Genomic DNA, 25,385 nt, shown 5'->3' with positions numbered 1-25,385 from the left:
GATATCACAATGAAAACGATACGCCTGACGATGGCTCAGGCTCTGGTGCGCGCCATGATCGCTCAGAAGACCGAAATAGACGGCCGGATAGAGCCATTTTTTGCGGGCGTCTGGGCAATTTTCGGGCATGGCAATGTTGCCGGTCTCGGAGAGGCGCTCCATGCGTCACGTGATGAACTGGTCACCTGGCGTGCTCATAATGAGCAGGGCATGACGCACATTGCGACGGCTTTTGCCAAGGCATCCCGTCGTCGTCGTGCCATGGCCTGTACAAGTTCGATCGGTCCCGGTGCGTTGAACATGGTGACCGGCGCGGCCGTAGCGCACGTCAACCGGCTGCCTTTGCTGCTTCTGCCGGGGGACATATTCGCCAATCGTATTCCTGATCCTGTGCTTCAGCAGATCGAGGATTTTGGAGATGGCACCGTTAGCGCGAATGATGCGTTCCGGTCTGTGTCGCGGTACTTTGACCGCATCACGCGACCGGAGCAGATTATTCCGGCGTTTAATCGCGCTATGACGGTTTTAACCGATCCGGCCGAGTGTGGGCCGGTCACGCTGTCTCTATGCCAGGATGTTCAGGCGGAAGCGTTTGATTATCCGGAAAGCTTCTTTGCGGACCGTATCCACCGTATCCGCCGGGCTGAACCTGATGAACGTGAACTGGTGGACGCTGCGGCGCTGATCCGTACGTCCAGCAAGCCATTGGTCATCGCAGGGGGCGGTGTTCTCTATTCTGGCGCAGAGCGGGCGTTAGCGGAGTTCTGTAACCGCCACGGCGTGCCATCTGGTGAGACGCAGGCCGGGAAATCCTCCCTGCTGCCGGATCATCCTTTGAATATGGGTGGCCTCGGGGTGGCTGGGACTTCAGCGGCCAATGAACTTGCGGAAGAGGCGGACCTCATTATCGCCGTGGGAACCCGTCTTCAGGATTTCACCACGGGCTCCTGGGGGATTTTCCATAATCCGTCCGTGAAGATTGTCACCCTGAATGTACAGGTTGCAGATGCCACGAAGCATCTCGCCACCCCACTAGTAGCGGATGCACGCGTGGGGCTGAGGGCGCTGGAGAGCCACCTCTCGGGCTGGAAAGCTGATCCGGATTGGACGCAGAAAGCCAAAAACGGTTTGGCGGCGTGGTCGGAAAGTTCCCTGCGCTATCAGGCTGAGCCGTCTGTTTCGCAGGAAACCCTTCCGAGCGATGCGCAGGTGGTTGGGGCTGTTCAGCGTGTGGCTCAGGCGAGTGATATTGTTGTTTGTGCTGCCGGAGGGCTGCCGGCAGAACTCCAGAAACACTGGCGTCCTGGGATGCCGGGTGGATATCACATGGAATACGGTTTTTCCTGCATGGGATATGAGCTGGCAGGCGCGCTGGGCGTCAAAATGGCAGACCCCAGCCGGGATGTGATCGTTATGCTTGGGGATGGCTCGTACCTCATGCTGAATTCCGAGATCGCGACATCCGTGATGCTGGGTCAGAAGCTGACAGTCGTTCTCCTGAATAACCGGGGCTATGGCTGTATCAATCGGCTTCAGCAGGCGGTTGGCGGTGCGCCGTTCAATAACCTGCTGGAAAACTGCACGCAGGTGGTGACGTCGGAAATCGATTTTATCCAACTGGCGCAAGGTCTGGGTGCCCGGACGGAAAAGGTCTCGGGAACTGCGGAGCTTTCGGCGGCCGTACAGCGGGCCAGAACGGCAGATCGTACGACGGTGATCGTTATTGATACTGATCCGAAAGCGATCACGGATGATGGTGGCACATGGTGGGATGTCGCAGTTCCGGAAGTGTCATCGCGCGAGGCGGTCAGGAATGCCCGAACGACTTATGAGCGGTTGCGGGCTGGTCAGCGCATCGGGAATTGAAACTGCACACAGGAAGTGAGGCCTTCAGGGAAGGCCGGGAGTCTTCAATGACTATTAAAATTGGTGCCAATCCCATCATCTGGAGCAATGACGATATGCCGTCTCTGGGAGGTGATATTTCTCTGGAAACCTGTCTGTCCGAAGCACGGGAGGCTGGGATTGAAGGAATGGAACTGGGGAACAAGTTTCCAACAACGGCCTCTGAGCTGGAATCTGTGCTTGCCTCATATGGACTGGAACTGATTTCCGGCTGGTATTCGACGGAGCTTCTGGTTCGAAGCGCGGAAGAAGAGATCGAGCGGATGCAGCCGCATCTGCAGCTTCTCAAAGCTCTGGGAGCCCCAGTTTTCATCGCTGCGGAAACGTCGAATGCCATTCATTCAGATGTCAGTATTCCGCTTTCCCGACGCCCTGTTCTGGCAGAAAAGGAGTGGCCGGAATTTGCACGTCGCATGACGCTGATGGCTGATGCCGTGGCCGCCGCAGGACTGGACTTTGTGTATCATCATCACATGGGTACCGTTGTTCAGTCTCGCCAGGACATTGATGCCCTCATGACGCTGACCGGGCCTTCCGTGAAGCTGCTGCTTGATACGGGTCATGCTCTATGGGGGGGGTCGGATCCGGCAGAACTGGCGAAGGTCTATCATGACCGTATTCGCCATGTGCATGTGAAGGATCTGCGGCCAGCCAATCGGGCGACAGCAGATGCGAAAGACTGGAGCTTCCTGCAGGCGATCATGGGAGATGTCTTTACCGTTCCGGGTGATGGCTGCATCGACTACGGCAAGGTGTTTGCGGAAATTCCAGACTATTCCGGCTGGGTTGTTCTTGAGGCGGAACAGTATTCGAAAGAAGTCAGCCCGTTGACCTATGCCCGGATGGGACGGAACTATCTGGTCAATATCCTCTCGCAGACGGGACATCTGTCATGTCTTCGCGCCTCCTGATTCACGCCCACCCACGCGATGAAAATCGTCGGATTATTAATCTGACGCCAGAACAAGCTGGGTGGGATTACATCGGCTTTGAAGTGATTTCACTCAAGGCTGGTGAAACGGTTTCAGAAGCTACGGACCGGACAGAGGTCTGCCTCGTTCTGGTGAGCGGTCGTGCCCGTATCGAAGGTGCGGAGCAGGATTTTGGTGTGCTGGGAGAGCGGATGAGTCCATTCGATGGGCTGCCGTGGTCGGTGTACCTTCCTCCCGGAACGGCGTGGCGTGCTGAAGCCGAGACGGATGTGGAGCTGGCAGTGTGCCGTTCCCCTGCGTCTGGAAAATATCCGGCACGACTTATTCCTCCGGAGGAAGCGGGCGAGATTGCACGGGGCACAGGAACAAACGAGCGGCTGATCCGGAATATCCTTCCGGATACGGCACCGGCGGAAACGCTGCTCGTTGTCGAAGTCATTACCCCTGGCGGTCACTGGTCAAGCTATCCGCCACACAAGCATGATACCGATGATTTTCCCAATGAGACCTATCTTGAGGAAACATATTATCATCGCTTGAAACGGGGCAGCGGTTTTGCTCTGCAGCGCGTCTATACGAAGGACGGTTCTCTCGATGAGACCATGGCTGTTTCCGATCGGGATACCGTTATGGTTCCGAAAGGATATCACCCGGTCGGCGCGCCGCATGGGTTCGACCTTTATTATCTCAATGTGATGGCGGGCCCGCGTCGGGCATGGAAATTCTCCATGGATCCCGATCAGGCACACCTTCCATATTGAGCGCTAAAGAAAGCCTGCACGGCAGGGTTCTTCAACAGGAAACGACAAGGCCAACCAGTCACCAAGAGAGAAATGCTTCTTAGTGATGGAGTAGAAATCATGGCGAGTATCAAGGATGTCGTGTTTGTTCAGTCAGAGCGGCATGACGTAAAATATGTTCTTCGTATCTGCGCCGTCGCAGCGCTCGGGGGTATCCTCTTCGGATATGATACGTCCGTCATTTCGGGCGCAATTGATTCACTGCGCGACTACTTCCAGCTCTCTCCGGCAGAGACGGGATGGGCAGTTTCGAACGTGGTGGTTGGCTGTATCATCGGTGCTGCACTGTCCGGCTGGATGGCACACAGACTGGGGCGGCGTGTCACGCTGTTTGTATGTGCCATCCTGTTCACGATCTCGGCTCTCGGTGCGGCACTTGTGCACAGCTTTCTGTGGTTTGTTATTTACCGCATGATTGGTGGTGTTGCGGTGGGCGTCGCTTCGGCAGTCTCACCGATGTACATGTCGGAAGTCTCACCAAAGGACATGCGTGGTCGTGCTCTGACGATGGAGCAGTTTGCCATTGTTCTTGGCCAGGTTGTCGTCTTCATCGTGAACTATCTGATCGCGAGGAGTGCCTCGACCGAATGGCTGAGAGATGTTGGCTGGCGCTGGATGATTGCATCGGAAATCGTACCGTGCGTTATTTTCTGCGCCACGATCTTCCTGATCCCGGAATCACCCCGTTGGCATGTTCTGCGTGGGCGTGACGAAGAGGCACTCACGACGCTGAAGCGGATTTCCAATGAACAGCACGCTCATTCGTTGCTGGGTGAAATCCGTGAGTCCGTCTCCAGCATGGAACTTGATGCACGCAACAGCGTGTCCGTTCTGAAGCGGGACGGCGCAAAGTGGATTATCTTTGTAGGGGCGATGATTGCACTGCTTCAGCAGCTCACGGGTGTCAACGTCATCATGTACTACGCTCCTATGGTTCTGAAGAGCACCAGTGGCGGCATTCAGGCGGCTTTGTTCCAGACGATCTGGATCGGCGTGGTGTCTGTTGCCGGGGCTATTCTGGGGGCGTGGATCATTGATCGCAAAGGCCGGTTGCCATTGATCCGTGTTGGATCGGTTGCGATGTGCATCGGGCTCTTGATCGTATCATGGGCACTTTACACGCAGACAACCGGTCTTCTGGCGCTTACCGGAATGCTCCTGTTCATGTTTGCCTACGGTATGTCCTGGGGCCCTGTCACGTGGACGCTGGTTGCTGAAGTCTTTCCAAATGCCATCCGTTCCATCGGAATGAGCATTGCAGTTTCCTGCCAGTGGATCATGAATTTCGGCGTCAGCCAGACCTTCCCCATGCTGAGCGACAACAAGTTTCTGAATGATCATTTCCACGGTGCATTTTCCATGTGGCTTTTTGCCGGACTGTGCCTCGTGTGCATGTGGTTTGTTCTCAAGTTTGTGCCTGAAACAAAAGGCGTATCGCTTGAGAAAATTGAAGCCGTCATGCTCAGCCGTCGCCCAGGAGGAGCGCCGTCTCAGGTCTCTTCTGTCAATACCCCAGTTGTTCCATCCGTCTCAGGCCAGGAGTGAAGTTTGTGAATACATTGAAGATTGGTCTGATTGGCACGGGTTTCATGGGAAAGGCCCATGCCCTGGCCTATCAGGCCGCAGGAAACGTTTTTGACGATATTTCCCGGCCAGTCCTGCACCGGATCGCAGATATTGATGGGGAGCGCGCGCGTCTTTTCCAGCGGCAGTTTGGTTTTGCATCCAGTACGCAAAATTGGCAGGAACTCGTCAGTGATCCGGAGATCGATATCATCTCCATCACGACGCCTACGCTTTTGCATCGTGAAATGGCATTGGCTGCTATTGCCGCAGGCAAGCATGTTCATTGCGAAAAGCCGCTGTCCCCGACAGCATCCGAGGCCTGGGAGATTGTTCAGGCGGCTGAAAAGGCTGGCGTCAGGACGCAGAGTGGCTTCAATTATCTGAAGAATCCTCTCCTGAAATATGCTCGTGAATTTATAGCATCGGGAGAACTCGGGGAGATTTACGCCTTTAACGGGATCCACGCGGAAGACTTTATGTCTGATCCTCTGTCTCCTTATAGCTGGCGCTGCGATCCGGCCGGCGGAACGGGCGCGCTGGCAGATGTCGGAAGTCACATCATTTCGATTGCCCGTTTCTTACTTGGGCCTGTGACGTCGATCTTTGCCCAGCTTGATACGGTGGTGAAGAAGCGTCCTGCTTATCCGGGAGCTTCCGAACTTAAAGATATCAACGTGGATGATGTCGCTCGAATGATCGTCAATTTTGAACGGGGATGTTCGGGAACCATCCAGGCTAACTGGTTGGCAACAGGGCGCAAAATGCAGCTGGAATTTGAAATTTCCGGAAGCAAGGGCGCGCTGTCGTTCACGCAGGAGCGCATGAACGAACTGCTTTACTACAAGGCTGGTGACGATAGCCGATCAAACGGGTTCCGACTGATCGAGACTGGCCCGCAACATTCGCCTTATGGCGCGTTCTGTGTTGCGCAGGGTCATCACCTTGGCTTCAACGATATCAAGACGATCGAAATGGCAGAGTTTATTCGTGCCATTGATCGTGGCGAGCCCAGCACTCCTGACTTCCGGGAAGCATGGGAAATTCAGAAAATCATCGATACGGCTGTTCGTTCCCACCGGGAGCAGAAATGGCAGACGATTTCCTGAGCTGTTTCAATTAAATCTGGAGAAAATATCATGCCATTACTTCATTTCCACATGCTTGAAGGCCGCACGGATACGGAAATCAAGACGCTTCTGGACGCCGCCCATGAGGCCATGCTGGAAGCCTTCGAGGTTCCGCGCGGCGACCGTTATCAGCTTGTGTCGGAGTACAAGCCTTCCCGCATGATCGTGGAAGATACCGGTCTGGGAATTCCCCGCACTGAAAAGGTTGTGGTGGTTCAGATGTTCAGTCGTCCTCGTGGCGAAGAAAAAACAGCTCTGTTCTACAAATTGCTTACGGAATATCTGGAAAAGGAATGTGGTATTTCTTCCTCAGATGTCATGGTGTCTGTGGTCGAGAATGAAGACGCTCACTGGTCCTTCGGGCTGGGAAGGGCTCAATTCCTGACAGGGGAGCTCGGCGGAAAATAATTGTTTAGATTTTCCAGATGAGTAAATACGGACCGCAAATGTATTGAAAAATACAATGCGTTCCGTATTTTTTAATAAATGATTCAATTTCATATTTATTTTTTACCAAAAGAACTTTCTATTTTATTCTTGCACCGATCAAGTGCCTCCCGGAATAGGGGAAGATTTTGCTCGAAACGAAAAAAGGGAACAGTAATTGAGATAGCGTAGGGCCTGTGGCCAGGAAGAACGATAGGCGTGGCGATACAGCAAATTCCTTCGCTATGCTCCTCGAAATCGTAAGCGTATCCCGTCGCTTTTACCGTCTCAATTTCGTTGAGAATATCTTTCACGTTGGTTTTTGTATGTGAGGTCATCTTGAGTGGCTGTGAACCAATAAGAGCCTGTATTTCAGATTTTGACATAATAGACAGCATGGCTTTGCCGTTTGACATAGCATGTAAAGGCATTGGGCGCCCGGCTTTTGGGACAACGCGAATTTCCTGGTCGGAATGAATTTTTTCAATATACGTTACTTCTTTTCCATAGACCGTACTGAAATCGACAGTCTCGTGCGTTTCCTGAAACATGGTCTCGATAGCGCTTCGGAACTTGTCGAGCAGGCTGGACTGCGCTGCCTCCGCTAGTCGCATGATCCCCCAAGACAGCGAGATACCGTCATTGGTGACTTCTACCAATTCCTCAACGGCTAGCGCGTTGACAAGCCGTTGAACAGTCGACCGGGGAAGCCCTGTTGCTTTTGCAATATACCCCAGACTTACGTGAGCGCTTGAAAGCACTCTAAGGATTGCTGCGGCACGGCTCACGCCCTGCATGCTGTTTTCATCGCTTTTCAAGGACTGCTCTCCACACTGTGATTTAACGGCCCCTGTTTTGGGGCAGGAATTGATTGATATTCACCCGCTGGGTGATACAGATAATGACCACTGACTGGTTAAAAATCATACCCATCGCACCCTCCTTTTTTGGGGTAACTCGCGAAAATGTTTGTTGTCCATGGCCGTTTCCGCGCCCTGAAGACCGAACACGTCCAATGGGATGTTTCTAGACCAGACCGTAAGAAAATTTACTGTCGTTGATCCCGTGCATAACGGGCTGGGAGAAGTTCCTGATGCGCACCTTGGAAATAGCAGCCTTTTGGGTTGTTGAATTTTTAGGCGTAGTTCTAGGTTTGACATTGGTTTTTGGCGGCCTTTGGTTGCTCTTCCTCGGAGGATCACCATTCTATTTATTAGCAGGCGCGGCCATTATTGCCATTAGTTTTGGTCTTTATAAACGTGCTGCATTCGCTCTTTATACAGCGCTTGCATTGCTCGCCGTCAGTGTGCTCTGGGCACTATGGGAGGTCGGGTTCGATTTCTGGCAGCTCGTGCCCCGTCTTCTGGCGTTCATTATTATTGCATTGATTGTCACGGCCCTTGCACGTCGACTATCGCGGCAAGACGGCCGTCCGGCACTTCCGCGCGTAGTTGCAAACAGTCTGGGTATTGCTCTGCTTGGCTCACTCGGTGCGTTTATTGTCGGGATGTTTTTCCCGCATCCGACCATTGTGGCTGAGTCTTCCGGGCCTGCTCCTGTCATTCAGGCACAGGCAGGGCAAGACAGCGGGAATGACTGGCCTGCCTATGGACGTAGCACTGCGGGTAACCGTTTCGCTCAATTCGATCAGATCAATAAATCCAACGTCAAAGATCTAAAGCTGGCCTGGACCTACCACACGGGTGATCTTGCTATTGATGGATCAGAATATCAGGTTACGCCGCTCAAGGTCGATAACACGATGTATCTATGCACACCGCTCAATAAGGTGATTGCAATTGATCCGGTCACCGGTAAGGAGCGGTGGCGCTTTGATCCCAAGCTGCGGATCACTGACAGCAATCGAGGGTGGAAGCGTTGCCGAGGCGTTGGATATGCTGATATTTCCACGCTTCCGCCTGAAGATGTTCAACCTGCTGTGGATCAGACGGGAACGGATCAGGCAGCTCCTCCGCAGGACGCTGCAACTCTACCGGCTGCATGCCGTAAGCGAATTGTCTCCAACACCAATGATGCTCGCCTTTTCGAAGTAGATGCCGAGACAGGCAAACCATGCGAAGATTTTGGCGATCATGGTTTTGTTAACCTTCTTGAAGGTCTGACGGACGCTCCGGAAAACGGATCGTATTATTTGACCTCTGCACCGTTGGTCGCGGATGGCGTCATTATGGTTGGCGGCAAGATCAACGATAACATTTCTGTTGGCGAACCCTCTGGCGTTGTCCGTGGCTATGACGTTCGCACAGGCAAGCTTCTGTGGGCCTGGGATGCTTCCCGCGGCGCCAAGGACAGCACACCGCTGCCTCCCGGCGAGCATTACGCTCCGCAAACTCCGAACTTCTGGGGCACTGCAGCTTACGATCCCAAGCTGGGTCTGGCTTATTTCCCAACTGGCAACCAGACACCTGATTTCTGGAACGGTGACCGCTTCCCTTATTCGGATGAATACACAGACGCCATCGTTGCGGTTGAGATCAAGACCGGCAAAGAGCACTGGCACTTCCGTACGGCGAATAACGACCAATTCGACTATGACGTGACGTCTCAGCCTATCCTCTACGACCTCCCGGGCAAGGATGGCACTACGACGCCGGTCATTATTCAGCTGACCAAGCGTGGTGAAGTCTTCGTGCTGGACCGTCGTGATGGTAAGCCAGTTGTCCCGGTGGAGTATCGTAAGGTTCCAACGGACGGTATGCCCGGCATGCGTATCTCTCCAACACAGCCTTTCTCCGCGATTTCGATCGGCACAACGCCGTTCAAGGAATCCGATATGTGGGGCGGTACGATCCTTGACCAGCTGTATTGCCGGATCCAGTTCAAGCAGATGCGCTGGAAGGGCGAGTTCACGCCTCTCTCTGACAAGCAGCGTACTCTGATCTATCCGAGCTATTACGGTGGTTCCAACTGGGGCGGTGGCGCAATTGACGCTTCGACCGGAACGCTGATTGTCAACGATATTCGTATGGCGCAGTGGGGCCGTTTCATCAAGCAGGATGAAGCCAAGCGCATTGGTTTGAAGCCGAGCGCTGAGGGTGAATACTCAGAGCAGATCGGTACGCCGTGGGGTGTTGAGCGCTCAATGTTTGTATCGCCTCTGGGCGTTCCATGCTTCAAGCCGCCTTTCGGCAGCATGACGGCTATTGACCTGACAACCGGAAAGACCAAATGGCAGGTTCCGATGGGCAGCATCCAGGATGCACCTGTCCACGGTATTGTCCCGGGTGTGCGCATTCCACTAGGCATGCCAACGATGGGTGGACCGCTTGTTACCAAGGGGGGGCTGACCTTCTTCCATGGTACTCTGGACTATTATGTCCGCGCTTTGGACAACGACACAGGCAAGGAGCTGTGGCGTGACCGGCTTCCGGTTGGTGGCCAGGGAGCTCCGATGTCTTACATTGGTCAGGACGGTAAGCAGTATGTTGTGGTTGTCGTGGGTGGCGCAACGCGCACCGGCACCAATGCAAACCGTGGTGACTACGTAATGGCTTACACTCTCCCATAATATTGGAGGGCTAAATACTCTTTGATTAGATCCGGGAAGTTATCTTCCCGGATCTAATTGGGTATTTGCACCAATATTATTTGAAATTCACAAACGTTAAGTAAAAGCGCGATTTTCGTGCGTTTATCCCAAAAGTAGAGGTAATCTCATGGACCGCTTCAGCGTTTCTCGAGCGTTGTCGTGCTGTGTTGTTTTGTCTGTCGGCATATTTGGTGAAGCCATGGCCGCAGAGCCGACAAATGGCAATGAAAGCGACGATGCAAGCTACTCTCTGTTTGATAACGGTCCAAACTCACTCCCCACCATGACAGGAGAATGGGGTGGTGCAAGGACATATCTGCGTAATAAAGGGGTCGAACTGGGAGCCAGTTGGACGAACGAAACTGCTGGCAATGTCAGCGGTGGAGACCGGCGAACTGCCGCACAGACAAATCAGATTACTGCTGGGCTTGATGTGAATGCCGAAAAGCTCCTTCACTGGAAAGGGGCATCTTTTAACTTCACCTTTACCTGGCGATCAGGTCGTAACCTGATCACCGATGCAGGTCTGTATACATTACAGCAGCCGCAGGAAGTGTGGGGGAGAGGGCAAACAACCAGATTAACCCAACTCTGGTATAACCAGAACCTGGGAGGTGGTTTCAGTTTTAAGGTTGGGCGGCTGCCTACCGGTGCCGATTTTGATAATATCCCCTGTTTGACGATGATTAACTACTTCTGTGGCGCGACCACAGGAAATATGGATGGAAGTCGCTGGTATAACTGGCCAGTCAGTGTATGGGGCGGACTTGTAAAATATAACAATCCGCATTGGTATTTTCAGGTGGGTGCGTATGAACAGAATGATCGAAACCTCGATAATTACCTGTTCATAGGTTATCTGCATGGCGCAACTGGCGTTCTGCTGCCATTTGAAACAGGTGTACGCGTTCATCTTGGCTCACACGGCTATCCGGGCGCCTATCGCATTGGAGGATGGATCAACACTGCCGCGGCACCGGACGTTCTGTTGGCAAATGATGGAATGCCTGCAACTCTGGCGGGGATGTCAATGCTTCAGAGGAGTGGAAGCCATGGTGGATATCTGTGGTTCCAGCAGCAGTTGACGGGCACATTCACAGAAAAGCCAGGGGAAGATGCTGTTGTTACACAAGGTCTCACAGCTTACGTCACACTGACAATGGTGGATAAGGAAACAGGACCTGTTTCTTCTCAGGTGACAGCAAGCCTCCGTTATCTTGGGATTCCCGGACGAAAGAATGATGCTGTTACACTCGCGTTCGGAACCAACCACGTTAATTCACGACTGGCGACTTTATATTGGTATCAGGACGGCAAAAAAGGGCCGAGACGTAATTCTGAATTTGCGATTGAAACGGATTATACGTTTCAGGCAACAAAATGGCTGTATCTCGAGCCTAATGTTCAGTTTTGGGTAGACCCTGGCGGGTACACTCAGAAAAATATGATTACTGTGTTTGGATTGAAGACTGGAGTGACGTTCTGACAAGTACACAACAGAAACAGTGCAAAGACATCCCGAGAAAACCCGTCTTCAGTATTCTATAGTCCTGAAAAACAGTTCACCTAAACATTAGTCAACGGGTTTATTGTTCTGCGTTAAAAATGGCCAGCATTGCCAACGGTGTACCTGAATAAAAAGACAAGTCACCGAGGCGCAGGGTCTGGTTTAATAATAAATGTCTGCCTAAAAATCCGATACTTTACCCCAAGCGGATTTTTTAAAGCGGGCAAGTTTGTACTGCTCGACTTCGGTAATTGGTTCCCGACCTAACAAGAGATCGGCGATAAGATGTCCAGCACCGGGCCCAATGCCAAAGCCATGTCCAGAAAAACCGGCCGCAATGAAGAGGCCGGGCACGCCACTTTCTGGGTCAATAACAGGAACCCCGTCTGGTGTACTATCAATGTATCCTGCCCATTCGGCCTGAACAGACACGTTTTTCAGAGCAGGCAAGAGTGCGTGGGCGTTTTTTAGGGTCTTACGAATGGTTCCAGCATCTGGTTTGGGATCCAGAATGCGTGTTTTTTCCATGGGCGTCGGCCGATCAAGTTTCCATTTGGCGATGGTGTCGAAACCATAACGCCAACCCTGAAAATCGCCGGGCGCAAGATGACGCCAACGTCGTGCGAACATTGGAAGAAATTCTGTGGCGCTCTTCAATATCCCGGGAGTGGGATCTACACGCCCGTTGCCGGAAATAGCGAGGGTGTAGCCACCATCGCCGCGCCTTGTCACAGATGCATCGTGAGTATGAAGAGCGTCTGGGAGGCCCAATGCACCTGGTTTGACGGAAAGAATTGACGACCGGACAGACGCTTGCGGGAGGTTAACCCCAACCTGATTCAGGAAAGATCGTGCCCAGACGCCTCCGGCCATGACAACCTGCGCTGTCCGAATGGTTCCACGTTCCGTCACAACGCCGCAGATAGCTCCGCCTGCCAGTTCAACGCCGCGAGCTGCGCAGTTCTGAACGACGTGGCCACCGTGTTTGAGGACCCCTTTGGCAATCATGGGCGCAGCGAGTGACGGGTCCGCGATGCCATCAGTCGGCGACCATACGCCCCCAAGCCATTTTCGGTGTGTGGCGTTCCCTCGCTGTGCGGCTTCACTCGCGTTCAGTATTCTGGTGTCCACGCCTTCGCCTCTGGCAAATTCGCCCCAGCGTGCCCACCCGTCCAGTTCAGCCTGACTGTTCGTCAGATACAGTAATCCACAGCGGCGGAAGCCAAGATTTTCACCGATGTCTGCTGTCATGTCTTCCCAAAGAGAAAGACTTCGGGTGGAGAGGGGTAGTTCACGTGCATCGCGATTTTGCTGGCGACACCATCCCCAGTTCCTGCTGGACTGTTCAGCCCCAACCGTGCCTTTCTCGAGGAGAACGACCTTCATTCCCGCCCTGGCCAGCCAGTAGGCTGCTGAAACTCCCACAATTCCAGCGCCGACAACAACAACATCCGCTTCTGCTGGAACGCTGGAACTGGTCTGAATCAGATGCAGTGGGGCAGGCATGAAAGTCTCCGTGCTGTATGCGGACGAGTGTAGGGGCATTCAGGCAGTTTTTGACACTGCAAACCTGGTGCTGAATGGCAGAGTATTGCAAAGTTCAGCTCTGGTTCAGTAGGGACAGGGCATGTGGTCATTCCACGAAGACATAGATCTTTTTGACTGTTTCGATAGTTTCCCACGTTCCCACGAAACCGGGCTTCATAATGAAGCTGTCTCCAGCTTTGAAGAGATAGGACTCTCCGTCGTTTTCCGTGATTCTGACAAGGCCTTCAAGGATATGGCAGAACTCAAAAGCCTCACCCTTAATGGATTTGGTTGTGCCGGGAGTGGCTTCCCATACACCTGTGCGAACATTCCCATTGCGTGACGTATCCAGCGCCCATGTCTTGAAAGCTGGTGAGCCTGAAATGAGACGTTCTGGAGTCGATACGGATTCACGTGGGGTAAAGTCCGGGCTTGTCTGAATAGGAAGAAGCAGGCTCATTGAAGATCTCACACAATGGGGATTTGCAGATCTAATGTGCTGCGTTCTGCGCCGGTTCTGATCCTGATTTTCAAACCTGGGCAGCAGAGCGTGCTGCATCCTCGTTCGAATATGAAATTTCCTGCGTCAAACAATAAAAACCTGATAACGACTATCGGCCTGAAGGCGGCATCATAACGATTATGCCAGACAGTAATGGCCTCACAAGGAATCGTATATGACCTTCCGTCCCAAGTTCATTACCTTTGACTGCTACGGCACGTTGACATTTTTCGATATGGCCGGTGCGGCCCGTAGGATCTACGGTGAAGTACTGAGTGAGCAGGCGATGCAGCTCTTCATTAAGAATTTTGCCGCTTACCGGCTCGACGAGGTGCTGGGCGCATGGAAACCCTATGCGGAGATTGTGCACAATGCTCTGGAACGGACCTGTAAGAAGAATGGCGTGACGTTCCGTGAGGAAGATGCCTTGCAGATTTATAATGAGGTTCCAACCTGGGGACCTCATCCTGATGTGCCTGCGGGTCTTGCCAAAGTTGCCAAAGAAATCCCCCTGGTCATTTTATCCAACGCCATGAACAGTCAGATCATGTCGAATGTTGAGAAGCTGGGTGCACCGTTTTACAAGGTCATCACGGCGGAAGAAACGGGCACTTACAAACCTCAGATGAACGGTTTTGAATATATGCTTGATGTTCTCGGCTGTGGGCCAGAAGACATCACGCACGTATCATCGTCTTTCCGCTATGATCTCATGACCGCTTACGATCTGGGGATCCGGTCAAAAGTCTGGGTCAACCGGGGCCATGAACCGGCTAATCCCTTTTATGAATATGAAGAAATCAAGGACATCAGCGGGCTGCCCGGCGTCTTTGGCCTATAAAGATAGCAAGCCTGCGGGAGGATTACTCTCCTGCAGGCTTATCTGAAAACATTAGAGATATCTGTCCTTGGCACGATAATAGGCACCCACGGCGGGCATGAAATGCTTGGCAAGTCCGTAAGCTGGGATGGGCTGCCATGGACGGTTCCACACAGGAATATTAACCTCTTCCCCAGCAAGCCTTCTGCCAAGGAGCTGGCCAAGATGAACGGACATCTGAACGCCATGTCCGCTCAGGCCCATCGCATAAGTGACGCCATTCCATTCACCAGCATGTGGTAGGCGATCCACGCTCATGTCGACGTTGCCGCCCCAGCAGTAATCGATTTCCGTGCTTTCAAGTTCAGGATAGATTTTCGTCAGCGCGGCATGAAGGATCTGTCCTGACTGAATGTCAGACTTTTCGCTGGATTGCGAAAAATTGGCACGTCCGCCGAAGATCAAGCGTCGGTCTGCGGTCGTCCGAAAATAGTTATGAATGTTGCGGGTCGTGACGACATTCCGGCGTCCGGGGAGAATGCAGGAAAACAAGCCTTCCGACATGGGTGCCGTGGCAACAATGAAGCTGCCGACCGGCATGATGCGTCGCCGGAACCAGTTTGGTGCTTTCCGGCTTGTTCCCGTTGCCAGTAGTACACTCTGTGCCTGAATAACGCCTGCGGAAGAGGAGACTTCAAACACGTTGCCCGCACGGCGAAGGGCGGTCATAGGCGTATTTTCGAAGATTTTCGCACCCGCGGACATGGCGTTGGCTGCAAGCGCACTCCCAAATTTTCCGACATGCATCTGTGCGCTTTTGCGATATAGCATCCCACCTTCGAATGTTGTCGAGCCACCGATTTCCGCGGCGACGGCGTCGCGGTCGAGAAGATCAGTTTCTGGGTCAACATGCTGTTTTACGGCGTCCTGATCCGCCCGCAGGCCAGCCAGATGCTTTTCTGTCCAGGCGACTTTCAGCTTTCCGCATCGACGAAAGTCACAGTCGATGTTTTCGGTCGTGACGATCTGCTCGACCGTATCCACGGCGTCGTCGAAAAACCTGTACAGTGCAACTGCCTGTTCCAAGCCATATTTTCCGACCATGCTCTGAAAATTTCCAGCCGTCCCGTTGTTGACGTGTCCGCCATTTCGGCCGGAGGCATGGCATGCAATCTGGTCCGCTTCGAGGACGACAACAGTCTTGCCGGCCTTGGCCAGGGTTCGGGCCGCTGAAAGGCCGGTAAAGCCGCCGCCTACAACCACAACATCTGCGCGGGTAGGAAACTCAGACAGAGCAGTACCTGATACAGGTGAAATACTATCCAACCAGTAGGGAACAAGTTTCATGGAATGATCTCCGTCAGGAGGCACAGATGGAAGGAGAGGGCGGTTGAGTCTGGGAGGGAGGTTCTCCCAAGGACGCATTCTTTGTTTCTGGAGCCCACATCCAGCTGATGAGCAGTCCTGCCAGCATGAAGCTGGCTGCTATGAGCATCATGGGTTGCATCCCAAATTGCGTATATCCCAGAGGAAGCAGAAACGTTCCGAGTGCTGCGCCCAGTCTGCTGAAGGAGCAGGCCATACCGACCGCGCTGGCACGGATGGCTGTTGGGAACAGCTCGTTAGGATAGACAAACTGCAGGCCGCTTCCTGCTGCCTCGGACACCGAATAAAGGATAAACCCGGAAAAGATCATCCAGCTGGCAGGGGTGGCTGAAACTCCGAGGAGCAAAAGGCCTAGCATGCTGATTGCAAAAGTGCCGATCAGTAACAGGCGCCGCCCCATCAGATTGATCAGCCCCAGAGTGACGGGCAGAATCCCCAGGATGGTCAGTCCGGTAATGCAGAGAGATCCAAGAAGTGCGTTCTGGACGTGATACTGATGCAGGAGCTGAGCCTGAAGGGTGTGGATGGCAAATCCCGGAGCGCTCTGCAGGATCCAGAACGCACTGACGAACACGAGTGCTCCGCGATAGGGAGATCGAATGATCTGAAGCAGGGAGAGCTGCCCCTGATGTTCTACACTGGGGAGTATGTCAGCCTTCAGATGCTCGCGTATCACGTTTCTTGCGTCTTCGGTCCGTCCCTGCTGAACCAGCCAGCGGGGAGACTCAGGCAATCCCATACGCAGCCAGAAGAGCACAATTGACGGAACAGTGCTGGAGACCAGCATGATCCGCCAAGAGATGTCCGGGAAGAAGGAAAGCCCATAGCCCACGGCGTAGCTCGCGGTATATCCAACCCACCAGGCGAGAATTAATCCGGAAAGAACTGGGCCGCGGAGTTTGCGTGGCATGAACTCTGCGACGTAAGACGTCGCAATTGGATAGTCCGCACCAACTGCTACACCGAGCAAAAGGCGAAGGCTTACCAATAGCACAAGACCGGAGCACGCTCCCTGCAACAGGGAAAAGACTACGAACGCTGCAATATTTAGCGTAAAAAGAGGCCGTCGCCCAAGACGATCCGAGACCGCTCCCCCCAGCATTCCGCCTGCCAGAACGCCCAGAAGGGCCGCTGCCCCGACGAGGCCTGTCTCCGCGCCTGTGAGATGAAGTTCTCGCACGATGGATGGGAGCGCAATACCGATGATCCCGAGGATGTAGCCGTCACAGAACGGTCCCCCGGCAGAAATCAGGGCCAGTTTCGAATGAAAGCCGTTCGGCGGCAGATCATCCAGCGTTGCCGTTTCAGTAGAGGAAACTTCAGGTGTCATGATGGGGCAACCTTCTGTTTCCTCTTCTGGCGTGGTCAGGCTTTTAGAGCGCTGGCGACGGCCGGATCTTCCATCACGCGGTCCAGTACCGAGACAATGCCGTCACAGAGCTGATCCATTTCGGCGATCGTGCTGCACAGCGGGGGGGCAAGTCCGATGACATCGTCGCCAAAGGCCCGGAAAAGAATACCCTGCTCATATCCATAGCGGCTGAGTTTTCCGGAAATTCCAAGCTGGGCATCAGGCTTGGTTTTGGTCGCCTTGTCGGTCACGAGTTCGATGCCGGCAAGCATTCCAACAGACCGAGTTGTGCCGACGAGTGGATGATTGCCTAGACCGCGCAAACGCGTCGCAAGATGCTCACCAACACGGGTTCCGTTTTCAAGCAGGCCACCTTCATAGAGGTCCAGGACTGCGAGGCCGATGGCCGCACTGACGGGATGGGCGCTATAGGTCTGCCCATGTCCGACGGAGACACCTGGCGGCGTCTTGTCACGGATCGTTTCGTAGATCGTATCAGACATAAAAACGCCTCCCATCGGGGCGTAGCCAGCCGTCAGACCCTTTGCGACGGTCATCATGTCTGGTTCGATGTTCTCATGCGCGCAGGCAAAGAGAGGGCCAGTCCGCCCGAAACCTGTGATGACTTCGTCAACGACGAACAGAATATCCAGCTCGCGACAGGCTGCCTGCATTGCCATTGCCCAGCCCTTTGGCGGGATAATGACGCCGCCGGACCCCTGAACAAGTTCGCAATAGAAGGCTGCAACATGCTGTGGACCGCCAATCTTTGCGATTTCATCATGGAACGCCTGTACCGAAGCCTGGATGATGGCTTCAGCGTCCGGTCCTGCAGGGTGGCGGTAGGGATCGGGGCTTGGAATATGATGCTGCCACGGGAGTGGGACATCTGCATCACGATGGAAGACCGGAAGCGCGGTCAGGCCTGCGCCGACGAAGGACGAGCCATGATAGCCTTTCTGTAGCCCAATGACATGGCGCTTTTCGGGCGTGCCTCGTGCGTGCTGATAGTAACGGATAAAGCGGAGCGTACTGTCCACGGCATCAGAACCACCGAGGGCGAAATAGATGTGATTGAGGTGCCCCGGAGCATGTTGCGTCAATCGTGCTGCCAGTTCGATAGCGGGCTCATTTGAAAAGCCGAAATATCCTGTCGCATAGGGCAGTTTTTCAAGCTGACGTCGACCTGCCTCGATAACGCTCTCGCAGCCGTAACCGGTATTGACGCACCAAAGCCCAGAAAAACCATCCAGAAGACGGTGGCCTTTGCTGTCCGTCAGCCAGACACCTTTGCCAGATTCGAGGATGGTCGCTCCACTGGCTTCGTGCCCCTGCCATGACGAGACGGGATGGATGAGGTGTTCGCGGTCAAGCGAGACGAGACGTGGCGTATCCATGGTGATTCCTGTCCTGATCCTGAATGTGATCATCGCGCAAAGCCTGCGATATGTAATGCAAGAAAAGCCAATATTCGGAGCATAAAATGCTGTTGGTGCGGCCGGAATAGCAGGGATATTCAAATGTGCTGAGGGAGTGCTTTGCCGTTTGCTCCACATGTCCGGCTGCGCACATTGTATCCCTCCCGCAACGGTCTTTCGCAGGCATAAATGATGACAGGCATTACCTTTGACCCCGCCCTGGTGGCGCTGCTAAACGCGCATTTTGTGGGTGGAAAGCTTCTGAAAGGTGAGGGCGCCATTCCTGTTCATGCGCCCTCGAATGGTCGGTTGCTCTGTCATCTGCCGGAAGCTGGTGCGGATCTGGTGGATTATGCTGTCTGCCTGGCGAGAGATGTACAAATGCGTTCGGGTTGGGCGACCTGTGCCCCGCGGGAGCGGGGGCGTGTGCTGAGGCGCTGGGCCGATCTTGTAGAAGAAAATGCTGTGGAACTGGCGCGTCTGGAGACAGTTTGCTCGACGCGCCCTATTGCAGAAACAACGGGCTGGGATGTGCCTTTTACGGCAGAGGGCATCCGCTTTTTTGCTGAATATGCCGATAAGTTGGGCGGGGAAGTCGCTGCGACCCAGAGTGACTTGTTAGGCTTGGTCCTGGCTGAGCCTTATGGCGTCATTGGGGCCATTGCTCCCTGGAATTTCCCTCTGGTCATGGGGAGCTGGAAAGTGATTCCGGCGCTGGCGGCGGGAAATGGTGTCGTCCTCAAACCGTCAGAAATGACGCCTTTTTCGATTGTTCGTCTGGCTGAATTGGCTGTCGAAGCCGGTGTTCCGCCAGGCCTGTTCAACGTGGTGCAGGGAACGGGTCCGATTACGGGCGATGCTCTGGCACGACATCCGGTCTGCGGAAAGCTGACGTTTACTGGTTCCACAAGAACTGGCATCGAAATCATGAAGGCGGCGGCGGAGAGCGGCCCCAAGCCTGTCACGCTTGAGTTAGGCGGGAAAAGTCCGCAGATCGTTTTCGACGATATCCGTAATGTAGATGGTGTTGCTGACCGTATTTTGAGAGCTTTCACGGGAAATGCGGGACAGGTCTGTGTTTCTGGATCGCGTCTTATTGTTCAGAGAGCGGTTCATGATGTCCTTATGGAGAAGATCGTTGAGCGCGCGCAGGGCCTCGTTGCTGGTGCGCTTGAAAAGGCCGAAACACGGTACTCCCCGATTATCTCAGAGCGACAGGCGACATCCATTGAGCTTGCCGTTCAGGATAGTGTGCAGGCGGGAGCCTCAGCGCTTCTTCCTCTCGGCCGTCTGAACGGCTCAGAAGGGGCATTCCTTTCACCGTGCATTCTGACCAACGTCACGCCGCAGACGCGGGCCGTAAAGGACGAGCTCTTTGGTCCGGTTTTGACGGTCCAGACATTTGATGACGAGGCTGAGGCACTCTCTCTGGCGTCTCATGCGACTTACGGTCTCGCTGCCGGCGTTCATACGTCTGATCTCGGGCGTGCGATGCGGGCTGTGCGCAATCTGAAAGCTGGCACCGTCTGGGTTAATCGGTATGGCCGCTCATCAGACTTCGTGATCCCCACTGGCGGGTATGGTGGTTCCGGGATTGGCAAGGATCTGGGGCGTCAGGCTGTTGAAGCCAATCTGCGCTATAAAAGTGTTCTCATGGCGTTTGAGGGCTGACGCCATGGATCTTGCTTACCTCGTCGCCCTGCGAAAAGATCTTCATGCTCATCCTGAGCTGAGGTTCGAGGAGTTTCGAACATCCGATATAGTGGCGGACGTACTCACGTCTCAGGGATACTGCCCATCCCGAGGATTGGCAAAAACCGGAGTTGTGGCGTCTCTTCAGGGAAAGAAACCCGGTCCATCCATCATTTTACGCGCAGATATGGATGCTCTGCCGATCAATGAGCAGGGAGATCATCCGCATATCTCTCGCCATCCGGGGCGCATGCACGCGTGTGGGCATGACGGGCATACCACCATACTTCTGGGGGCCGCTGCCGCATTGGCTCTTAACCCGCCGGAATGCGGGACAGTGCATTTCGTTTTTCAGCCTGGGGAAGAAGGGGGCGCAGGAGCCAAAGTCATGCTGGAAGAGGGGTTATTGGAGAAATTCCCCGCCGGGCGTGTTTTTGGAATGCATAACTGGCCTGGCCTTCCAACAGGTTCCATGGCGACCCGTACAGGACCGATCATGGCTGGTGGTTGGCGGTTTCTGGTCGATATAAAAGGGAAAGGATCACATGCGGCCCAACCCCAATTGGGGCGGGATGCACTGACTGTTGGCGCGGCATTCGTTCAGGAAGCTCAATTACTGGTGGCGCGCCGTTCAGACCCTTTGGTGCCAGCGGTTCTTTCCATCTGTACGTTCCATGCGGGAACAACGGACAACATTCTTCCTGAGACTGCCACGCTTCGCGGCACGATCCGCGCTCTGGATGTTCAGGTGTTGAACAATCTGAAAGACGGGATGACACGTCTGGCTGCAGGGCTTGCTCTCGCGCATGACGTGACCATCACAGTACAGTTTCACCAGCCGTATCCGGTGACGGTGAATACTGCGAACGAGACGACATTGGCGCGTGCCGCTATGGCGCGGGCTGTTGGCGCGCAGGGCACGGTTATTCCTGACATGACACCCAGCATGGCTTCTGAGGATTTCGGCTTCATGCTGGAAGAAAGGCCGGGTGCGCTTGTCATGCTGGGAAACGGTGCTTCAGCGCCTTTGCATGCCCCAGATTACGATTTTGACGACACAATCATTCCGCAGGGCATCGCCTATTGGGTGGCACTCGCCCACATGTGCCTGCGCATCAATCAGGACGTTTGACCATGCCAACTTACAAGATTGCTGTTCTGCCAGGAGATGGAATTGGCAAAGAGGTTATGCCGGAAGCCATCAAAGTGCTCGACACTGTTGGGCGTCTTTGTGGGATCGGGTTTGATTATACCCACTTTGACTGGAGCTGCGAGACCTGGCTGAAAACCGGGCAGATGATGCCCGAAGATGGCATGAGCCAGTTGGCGCAGAACGACGCCATCCTGCTGGGCGCTGTGGGTTATCCGGGTGTTCCGGATCACCTGTCGCTATGGGGGCTTCTTCTCAAGATCCGTAGAGAGTTTGATCAATATGTGAACCTGCGTCCTGTGCGGCTTTTACCGGGAATTCCATGTCCCTTGGCCAACAAGCAGCCGGGAGATGTGGATTTTTGGATCGTTCGGGAGAATGTTGAGGGCGAATACTCCCAGGTCGGAGGCCGGTTTGCAGAGGGAACGGAGGCAGAGGGTGTCGTTCAGAGTGCTGTTTTTACGAAGTTCGGTACAGACCGGATTTTGCGATATGCCTTTGAACTGGCGCGGAAGCTGGGCCGTCCGCATGTAACATCCGCCACCAAGTCGAATGGCCTCTATCATTCCATGCCATATTGGGATGAGCGCTTTGCCGCGATCGGTGCGGAATACCCGGATGTTCGTATGGATCAATATCATATCGATATTCTTGCCGCGCGTTTTGTGATGTCTCCAGAGCGATTTGATGTTGTTGTGGGAAGCAATCTGTTCGGTGACATTCTTTCTGATTTGGGGCCCGGAATGACTGGAACAATTGCTGTTGCTCCGTCTGCCAATATCAATCCTGAGAAAAAATATCCGTCCATGTTCGAGCCTGTTCATGGGTCTGCTCCGGACATCTTCGGGCAGAATATTGCCAACCCGATAGGGCAGATCTGGGCAGCCTCCATGATGTTGGATCATCTCGGAGAGTCCGAGGCAGCCGCTCTGATTTTGAAAGCCATGACAGACGTTCTTTCAGCCCGGAGTGCTCCCCGTACGCCCGATATGGGAGGCCTTGCCAGGACGTCTGATGTAGGGACTGCCATCGCAAAAGCGCTGACTTCAGGCATTTGATAAGCACTGAAGATTAACATGGGGAAACCGTTCCAATAACGGAATCATATGCCGCTCAAAGAGGGGAAACGGGAGAATGAACTGAACCGAATATGCAACGAATTGTCTGACAGAAAGAATGCGAATACGGTTCTCTGAGAATTCGAGGAGAGCCCGCTACCGATGGGAACAGACATGTCAGATTCAGCGCAAATGTTCGTTCTTCAATGTTTCGGTTCCAAGGCTCTCTCAAAAGCGGCAAAGAAGCCGGGACGCCTGGTTCTCCTCACGCTCTCAACCTGGCTGACCATGCAAGGAGCGGTCGCTGCAGACGTTACTCATCACCGGCATGCCCACCTTTCCAGCAAGGTCGTGCACCGTGGTGTAAGCCCCCTTAAGGAAAATACTCCTGCAGCCGCTCCTGTGCATCATGATGTTGAGTCTCACGCAACGGAAAGCGTCGTAGTCCACAGGGGCGTAGCCTCAGCTACAGGTGTGACGAACACAACGCCGGGAGGTGGTCTGATGCCTCCGCAGACCGTGGCGAAGTCGCGTAGCGGGGTTACGCGGGACTTCATCGCAAAGCAGAGCCCTACAGCAAACCCGGTGTCTATGGTCGCCAGTCTTCCCGGGGTTGTTTACTCTGGGAATGATCCTCTGGGTACAAATGATGATCAGCAGGGACTAAGTGTTCGGGGTTTGGATCAAACGGAAATCGGGTATCTTTACGAAGGCATTCCAACCGCTGCTCCGGTCTATCTCCTGCCATATACGTCTTCCACAGCGGATAACGAAAACATCCAGAGCATTACCCTGACGCAGGGATCGCCTGACATCACGTCGCCTCTATACAACGCGGTGGGGGGAGAGTTGACGGAAAGCCTTCGTGACCCGTCACACAAGTTTGGCGGGCTTGCCAACTTCTCTTACGGCTCTTTCAGCCTGAAGCGTGAATTTATCCGTATGGATACCGGAGATATCGGCCATACAGGAATTCGTGGATTTCTATCCTTTTCGGCAAGAACGGCTGATGAATGGCGGGGTGTTGGTCAGACGCGGCGTTATCATGTGGATGGGAAATTCGTGAAGGAGTGGGGAGAGGGGAACAAGGCGTCCTTCGTCCTGTCCTATAATGATCCTCTTCAGTACTATCTGCGTGCCCCTACAAAGTCGCTGTGGCGTCAGCAAGGCGTGAACTACAATTACGCAGACAAGTATACAAAAGGAAGTTCGGATTACTACAAGCTTCAGGAGAACGTGCACCGCACGCTTATTCTCGGCGCGCCGGTTAATCTGAATCTTGGCCATGGGCTGAGTTTCAACACAACGCCATATTTTACCTACGCCACCGGATACGATAACGGCGGTACGACACTGTCGAGAAATGGCAGCTATTACGGCAATCAGCCTGCTGGAGCTCTGCAGAACACAGGAACCAGCAGCGGGAGTTCTTTTTCGGCGGTTTCGATCGATAAGTATGACCTGTATTACAGTGGAATAAATACAACTCTCTCCTGGACCAAAGGGAATAACACCCTAGCTGTCGGGTATTGGTATTCGTACTTTGATCAGTCCGAGCCGTCTCTGTACGAAGCGCTCGGTCCGGATGGGCAGGTGTCCAGTATGTATGGCCAATGGGCAGTTAAAACGCAGGATGGGTCACTTCTATCTCAGTATAATATTCATCTGATCCAGCAGACAAACTCTCTGTTCATCAACGATACTTACAAGGCTCTGAATGATCGTCTGACTCTGACGGCCGGTTTCAAAGAAACAATGGTGACCCGTAAGGTGACCCAGAATATTCCGGGTGCGAATTATCAGAATGGGCAGAGTGACGCTGCGCCGCTGCCTCAGGTCTCCATCAGCTACAAGATTACGCCCCATGACCAGATTTACGTTAACGGGACAACATCCTTTCGTCTGCCAGCTTCCATTATGTCATATGTCGATCGTTATAGTGTGTCTACCGGAGTACAGACGCGGTCTCACACTGTTAACCCCAAAGCTGAATATGCGATTGGAGAGGAAATCGGGTATCGTCACACTGGTCTCGTCAGTGTCGCGCTAGCACTCTTCAACTATAATTTCACGAACCGCCAGATCAATACGACGACGTATGCCAGCGGTACGCCCGTGACAGAGTCTATCAATGGTGGTGGTCAGACAGCTCGTGGTGCCCAAATCGAGGTGGGGCTACGCCCCTGGCATCATTTCAGCCCGTATGTTTCAGCTCAGTATTTGCATGCGACGACGGACAACAATCTACAGGTTGGTAATGATTACGTCCGATCTGCTGGAAAGGTTGCCGTTAAAAGCCCGAAGGTCACGGTTGCGGTTGGTTTGTCTTATGACGATGGAAGCCTCTTCGGGGCCTTCAATATGAACTATGTCAGCAAACAGTACTCAACGTTTATGGATGATGAAAGTATTCCATCCTTTGAGACGTTCAATCTTAACTTCGGATATCGCTTTCATAGTTATATGTATCTCAAGCATCCACAAGTTCAGCTTAACCTTATGAATATTGGTAATAACGGATTCCTTTCCGGGGTAAGTGGCCTCAGCACGAACGCCAAATCTACAAAGGGTGTTTACGGAACTACAATAGCCGGAAGTTCACCGACCTATTTTGTCGGCGGTGGCTTTGCTGGAGTTCTTTCCTTCACAACCGGGTTCTAATCAGCTT

At 53.7% G+C, this 25,385-nt stretch carries 19 protein-coding genes; 13 read left to right on the top strand and 6 right to left on the bottom strand.

Annotated features, from left to right (window positions below):
• Positions 1-9: 9 nt before the first annotated feature.
• The 6 genes from iolD to M2305_RS00715 all read left to right on the top strand — a co-directional run bounded on the left by iolD (position 10) and on the right by M2305_RS00715 (position 6,738).
• A complete protein-coding gene (gene iolD, locus M2305_RS00740; protein ID WP_264648278.1) occupies positions 10-1,866 on the top strand; it encodes a 3D-(3,5/4)-trihydroxycyclohexane-1,2-dione acylhydrolase (decyclizing) in 1,857 nt (618 codons plus the stop codon).
• Between the two features lie 47 nt (positions 1,867-1,913).
• Entirely contained in the window at positions 1,914-2,816 is a 903-nt protein-coding gene (gene iolE, locus M2305_RS00735; protein ID WP_264648277.1) for a myo-inosose-2 dehydratase, read from the top strand.
• Complete coding sequence (iolB, locus tag M2305_RS00730) at positions 2,798-3,598, top strand: 5-deoxy-glucuronate isomerase (protein WP_264648276.1); 801 nt, start codon at positions 2,798-2,800, stop codon at positions 3,596-3,598. Before iolE ends, iolB begins: the two co-directional genes overlap by 19 nt.
• Positions 3,599-3,697: 99 nt before the next feature.
• Positions 3,698-5,182, top strand: coding sequence for a sugar porter family MFS transporter (locus tag M2305_RS00725; protein ID WP_264648275.1), 1,485 nt, complete (start codon positions 3,698-3,700; stop codon positions 5,180-5,182).
• 5 nt (positions 5,183-5,187) lie between these two features.
• Positions 5,188-6,309, top strand: coding sequence for a Gfo/Idh/MocA family protein (locus tag M2305_RS00720; protein ID WP_264648274.1), 1,122 nt, complete (start codon positions 5,188-5,190; stop codon positions 6,307-6,309).
• A gap of 30 nt (positions 6,310-6,339) precedes the next feature.
• Positions 6,340-6,738 (top strand): tautomerase family protein, encoded by a 399-nt coding sequence (locus M2305_RS00715; RefSeq protein WP_099212739.1) that lies wholly within the window; start codon positions 6,340-6,342, stop codon positions 6,736-6,738.
• Between the two features lie 95 nt (positions 6,739-6,833).
• Here M2305_RS00715 and M2305_RS00710 read toward each other — a convergent pair whose 3' ends face one another.
• A complete protein-coding gene (locus M2305_RS00710; protein ID WP_211500975.1) occupies positions 6,834-7,574 on the bottom strand; it encodes an IclR family transcriptional regulator in 741 nt (246 codons plus the stop codon).
• Between the two features lie 275 nt (positions 7,575-7,849).
• Between M2305_RS00710 and M2305_RS00705 the strand changes: the two genes are divergently transcribed.
• Entirely contained in the window at positions 7,850-10,285 is a 2,436-nt protein-coding gene (locus tag M2305_RS00705; RefSeq protein ID WP_264648273.1) for a membrane-bound PQQ-dependent dehydrogenase, glucose/quinate/shikimate family, read from the top strand.
• Positions 10,286-10,433: 148 nt separating this feature from the next.
• On the top strand, positions 10,434-11,792 hold the full coding sequence (locus M2305_RS00700) for a carbohydrate porin (protein ID WP_083956493.1): 1,359 nt from the start codon (positions 10,434-10,436) through the stop codon (positions 11,790-11,792).
• A 201-nt stretch (positions 11,793-11,993) separates the two neighbouring features.
• On the opposite strand, the gene M2305_RS00695 is transcribed toward M2305_RS00700, so the two are convergent.
• Positions 11,994-13,319 (bottom strand): NAD(P)/FAD-dependent oxidoreductase, encoded by a 1,326-nt coding sequence (locus tag M2305_RS00695; protein WP_264648272.1) that lies wholly within the window; start codon positions 13,317-13,319, stop codon positions 11,994-11,996.
• A 127-nt stretch (positions 13,320-13,446) separates the two neighbouring features.
• Positions 13,447-13,800, bottom strand: coding sequence for a cupin domain-containing protein (locus M2305_RS00690; protein ID WP_264648271.1), 354 nt, complete (start codon positions 13,798-13,800; stop codon positions 13,447-13,449).
• Between the two features lie 217 nt (positions 13,801-14,017).
• Between M2305_RS00690 and M2305_RS00685 the strand changes: the two genes are divergently transcribed.
• Entirely contained in the window at positions 14,018-14,683 is a 666-nt protein-coding gene (locus M2305_RS00685; protein WP_086634350.1) for a haloacid dehalogenase type II, read from the top strand.
• Positions 14,684-14,734: 51 nt separating this feature from the next.
• Here the strand turns inward: M2305_RS00685 and M2305_RS00680 are convergent, their stop codons facing one another.
• The 3 genes from M2305_RS00680 to M2305_RS00670 are packed head-to-tail and all read right to left on the bottom strand — an operon-like array spanning position 14,735 to position 18,796.
• Entirely contained in the window at positions 14,735-16,009 is a 1,275-nt protein-coding gene (locus M2305_RS00680) for an NAD(P)/FAD-dependent oxidoreductase (protein ID WP_264648270.1), read from the bottom strand.
• Positions 16,010-16,022: 13 nt separating this feature from the next.
• Positions 16,023-17,378, bottom strand: coding sequence for an MFS transporter (locus M2305_RS00675; protein ID WP_264648269.1), 1,356 nt, complete (start codon positions 17,376-17,378; stop codon positions 16,023-16,025).
• A 35-nt stretch (positions 17,379-17,413) separates the two neighbouring features.
• Complete coding sequence (locus M2305_RS00670; protein WP_264648268.1) at positions 17,414-18,796, bottom strand: aminotransferase class III-fold pyridoxal phosphate-dependent enzyme; 1,383 nt, start codon at positions 18,794-18,796, stop codon at positions 17,414-17,416.
• A 210-nt stretch (positions 18,797-19,006) separates the two neighbouring features.
• Here M2305_RS00670 and M2305_RS00665 point away from each other — a divergent pair, with 210 nt between their 5' ends.
• The 4 genes from M2305_RS00665 to M2305_RS00650 all read left to right on the top strand — a co-directional run bounded on the left by M2305_RS00665 (position 19,007) and on the right by M2305_RS00650 (position 25,378).
• Positions 19,007-20,488, top strand: a complete 1,482-nt coding sequence (locus tag M2305_RS00665) for an aldehyde dehydrogenase family protein (RefSeq protein WP_264648267.1) — start codon at positions 19,007-19,009, stop codon at positions 20,486-20,488.
• A 4-nt stretch (positions 20,489-20,492) separates the two neighbouring features.
• Positions 20,493-21,641, top strand: coding sequence for an amidohydrolase (locus M2305_RS00660; protein WP_264648266.1), 1,149 nt, complete (start codon positions 20,493-20,495; stop codon positions 21,639-21,641).
• 2 nt (positions 21,642-21,643) lie between these two features.
• Positions 21,644-22,717 (top strand): tartrate dehydrogenase, encoded by a 1,074-nt coding sequence (locus M2305_RS00655; protein ID WP_211512446.1) that lies wholly within the window; start codon positions 21,644-21,646, stop codon positions 22,715-22,717.
• Between the two features lie 174 nt (positions 22,718-22,891).
• On the top strand, positions 22,892-25,378 hold the full coding sequence (locus tag M2305_RS00650) for a TonB-dependent receptor (protein WP_264648265.1): 2,487 nt from the start codon (positions 22,892-22,894) through the stop codon (positions 25,376-25,378).
• Positions 25,379-25,385 lie beyond the last annotated feature (7 nt).

Source organism: Gluconobacter cerinus (assembly GCF_025961355.1).
Classification (GTDB): Bacteria; Pseudomonadota; Alphaproteobacteria; order Acetobacterales; family Acetobacteraceae; genus Gluconobacter; species Gluconobacter cerinus.
The sequence above is the reverse complement of the archived record's forward strand: the minus strand, read 5'-3'. Positions and strand labels throughout refer to the sequence as shown.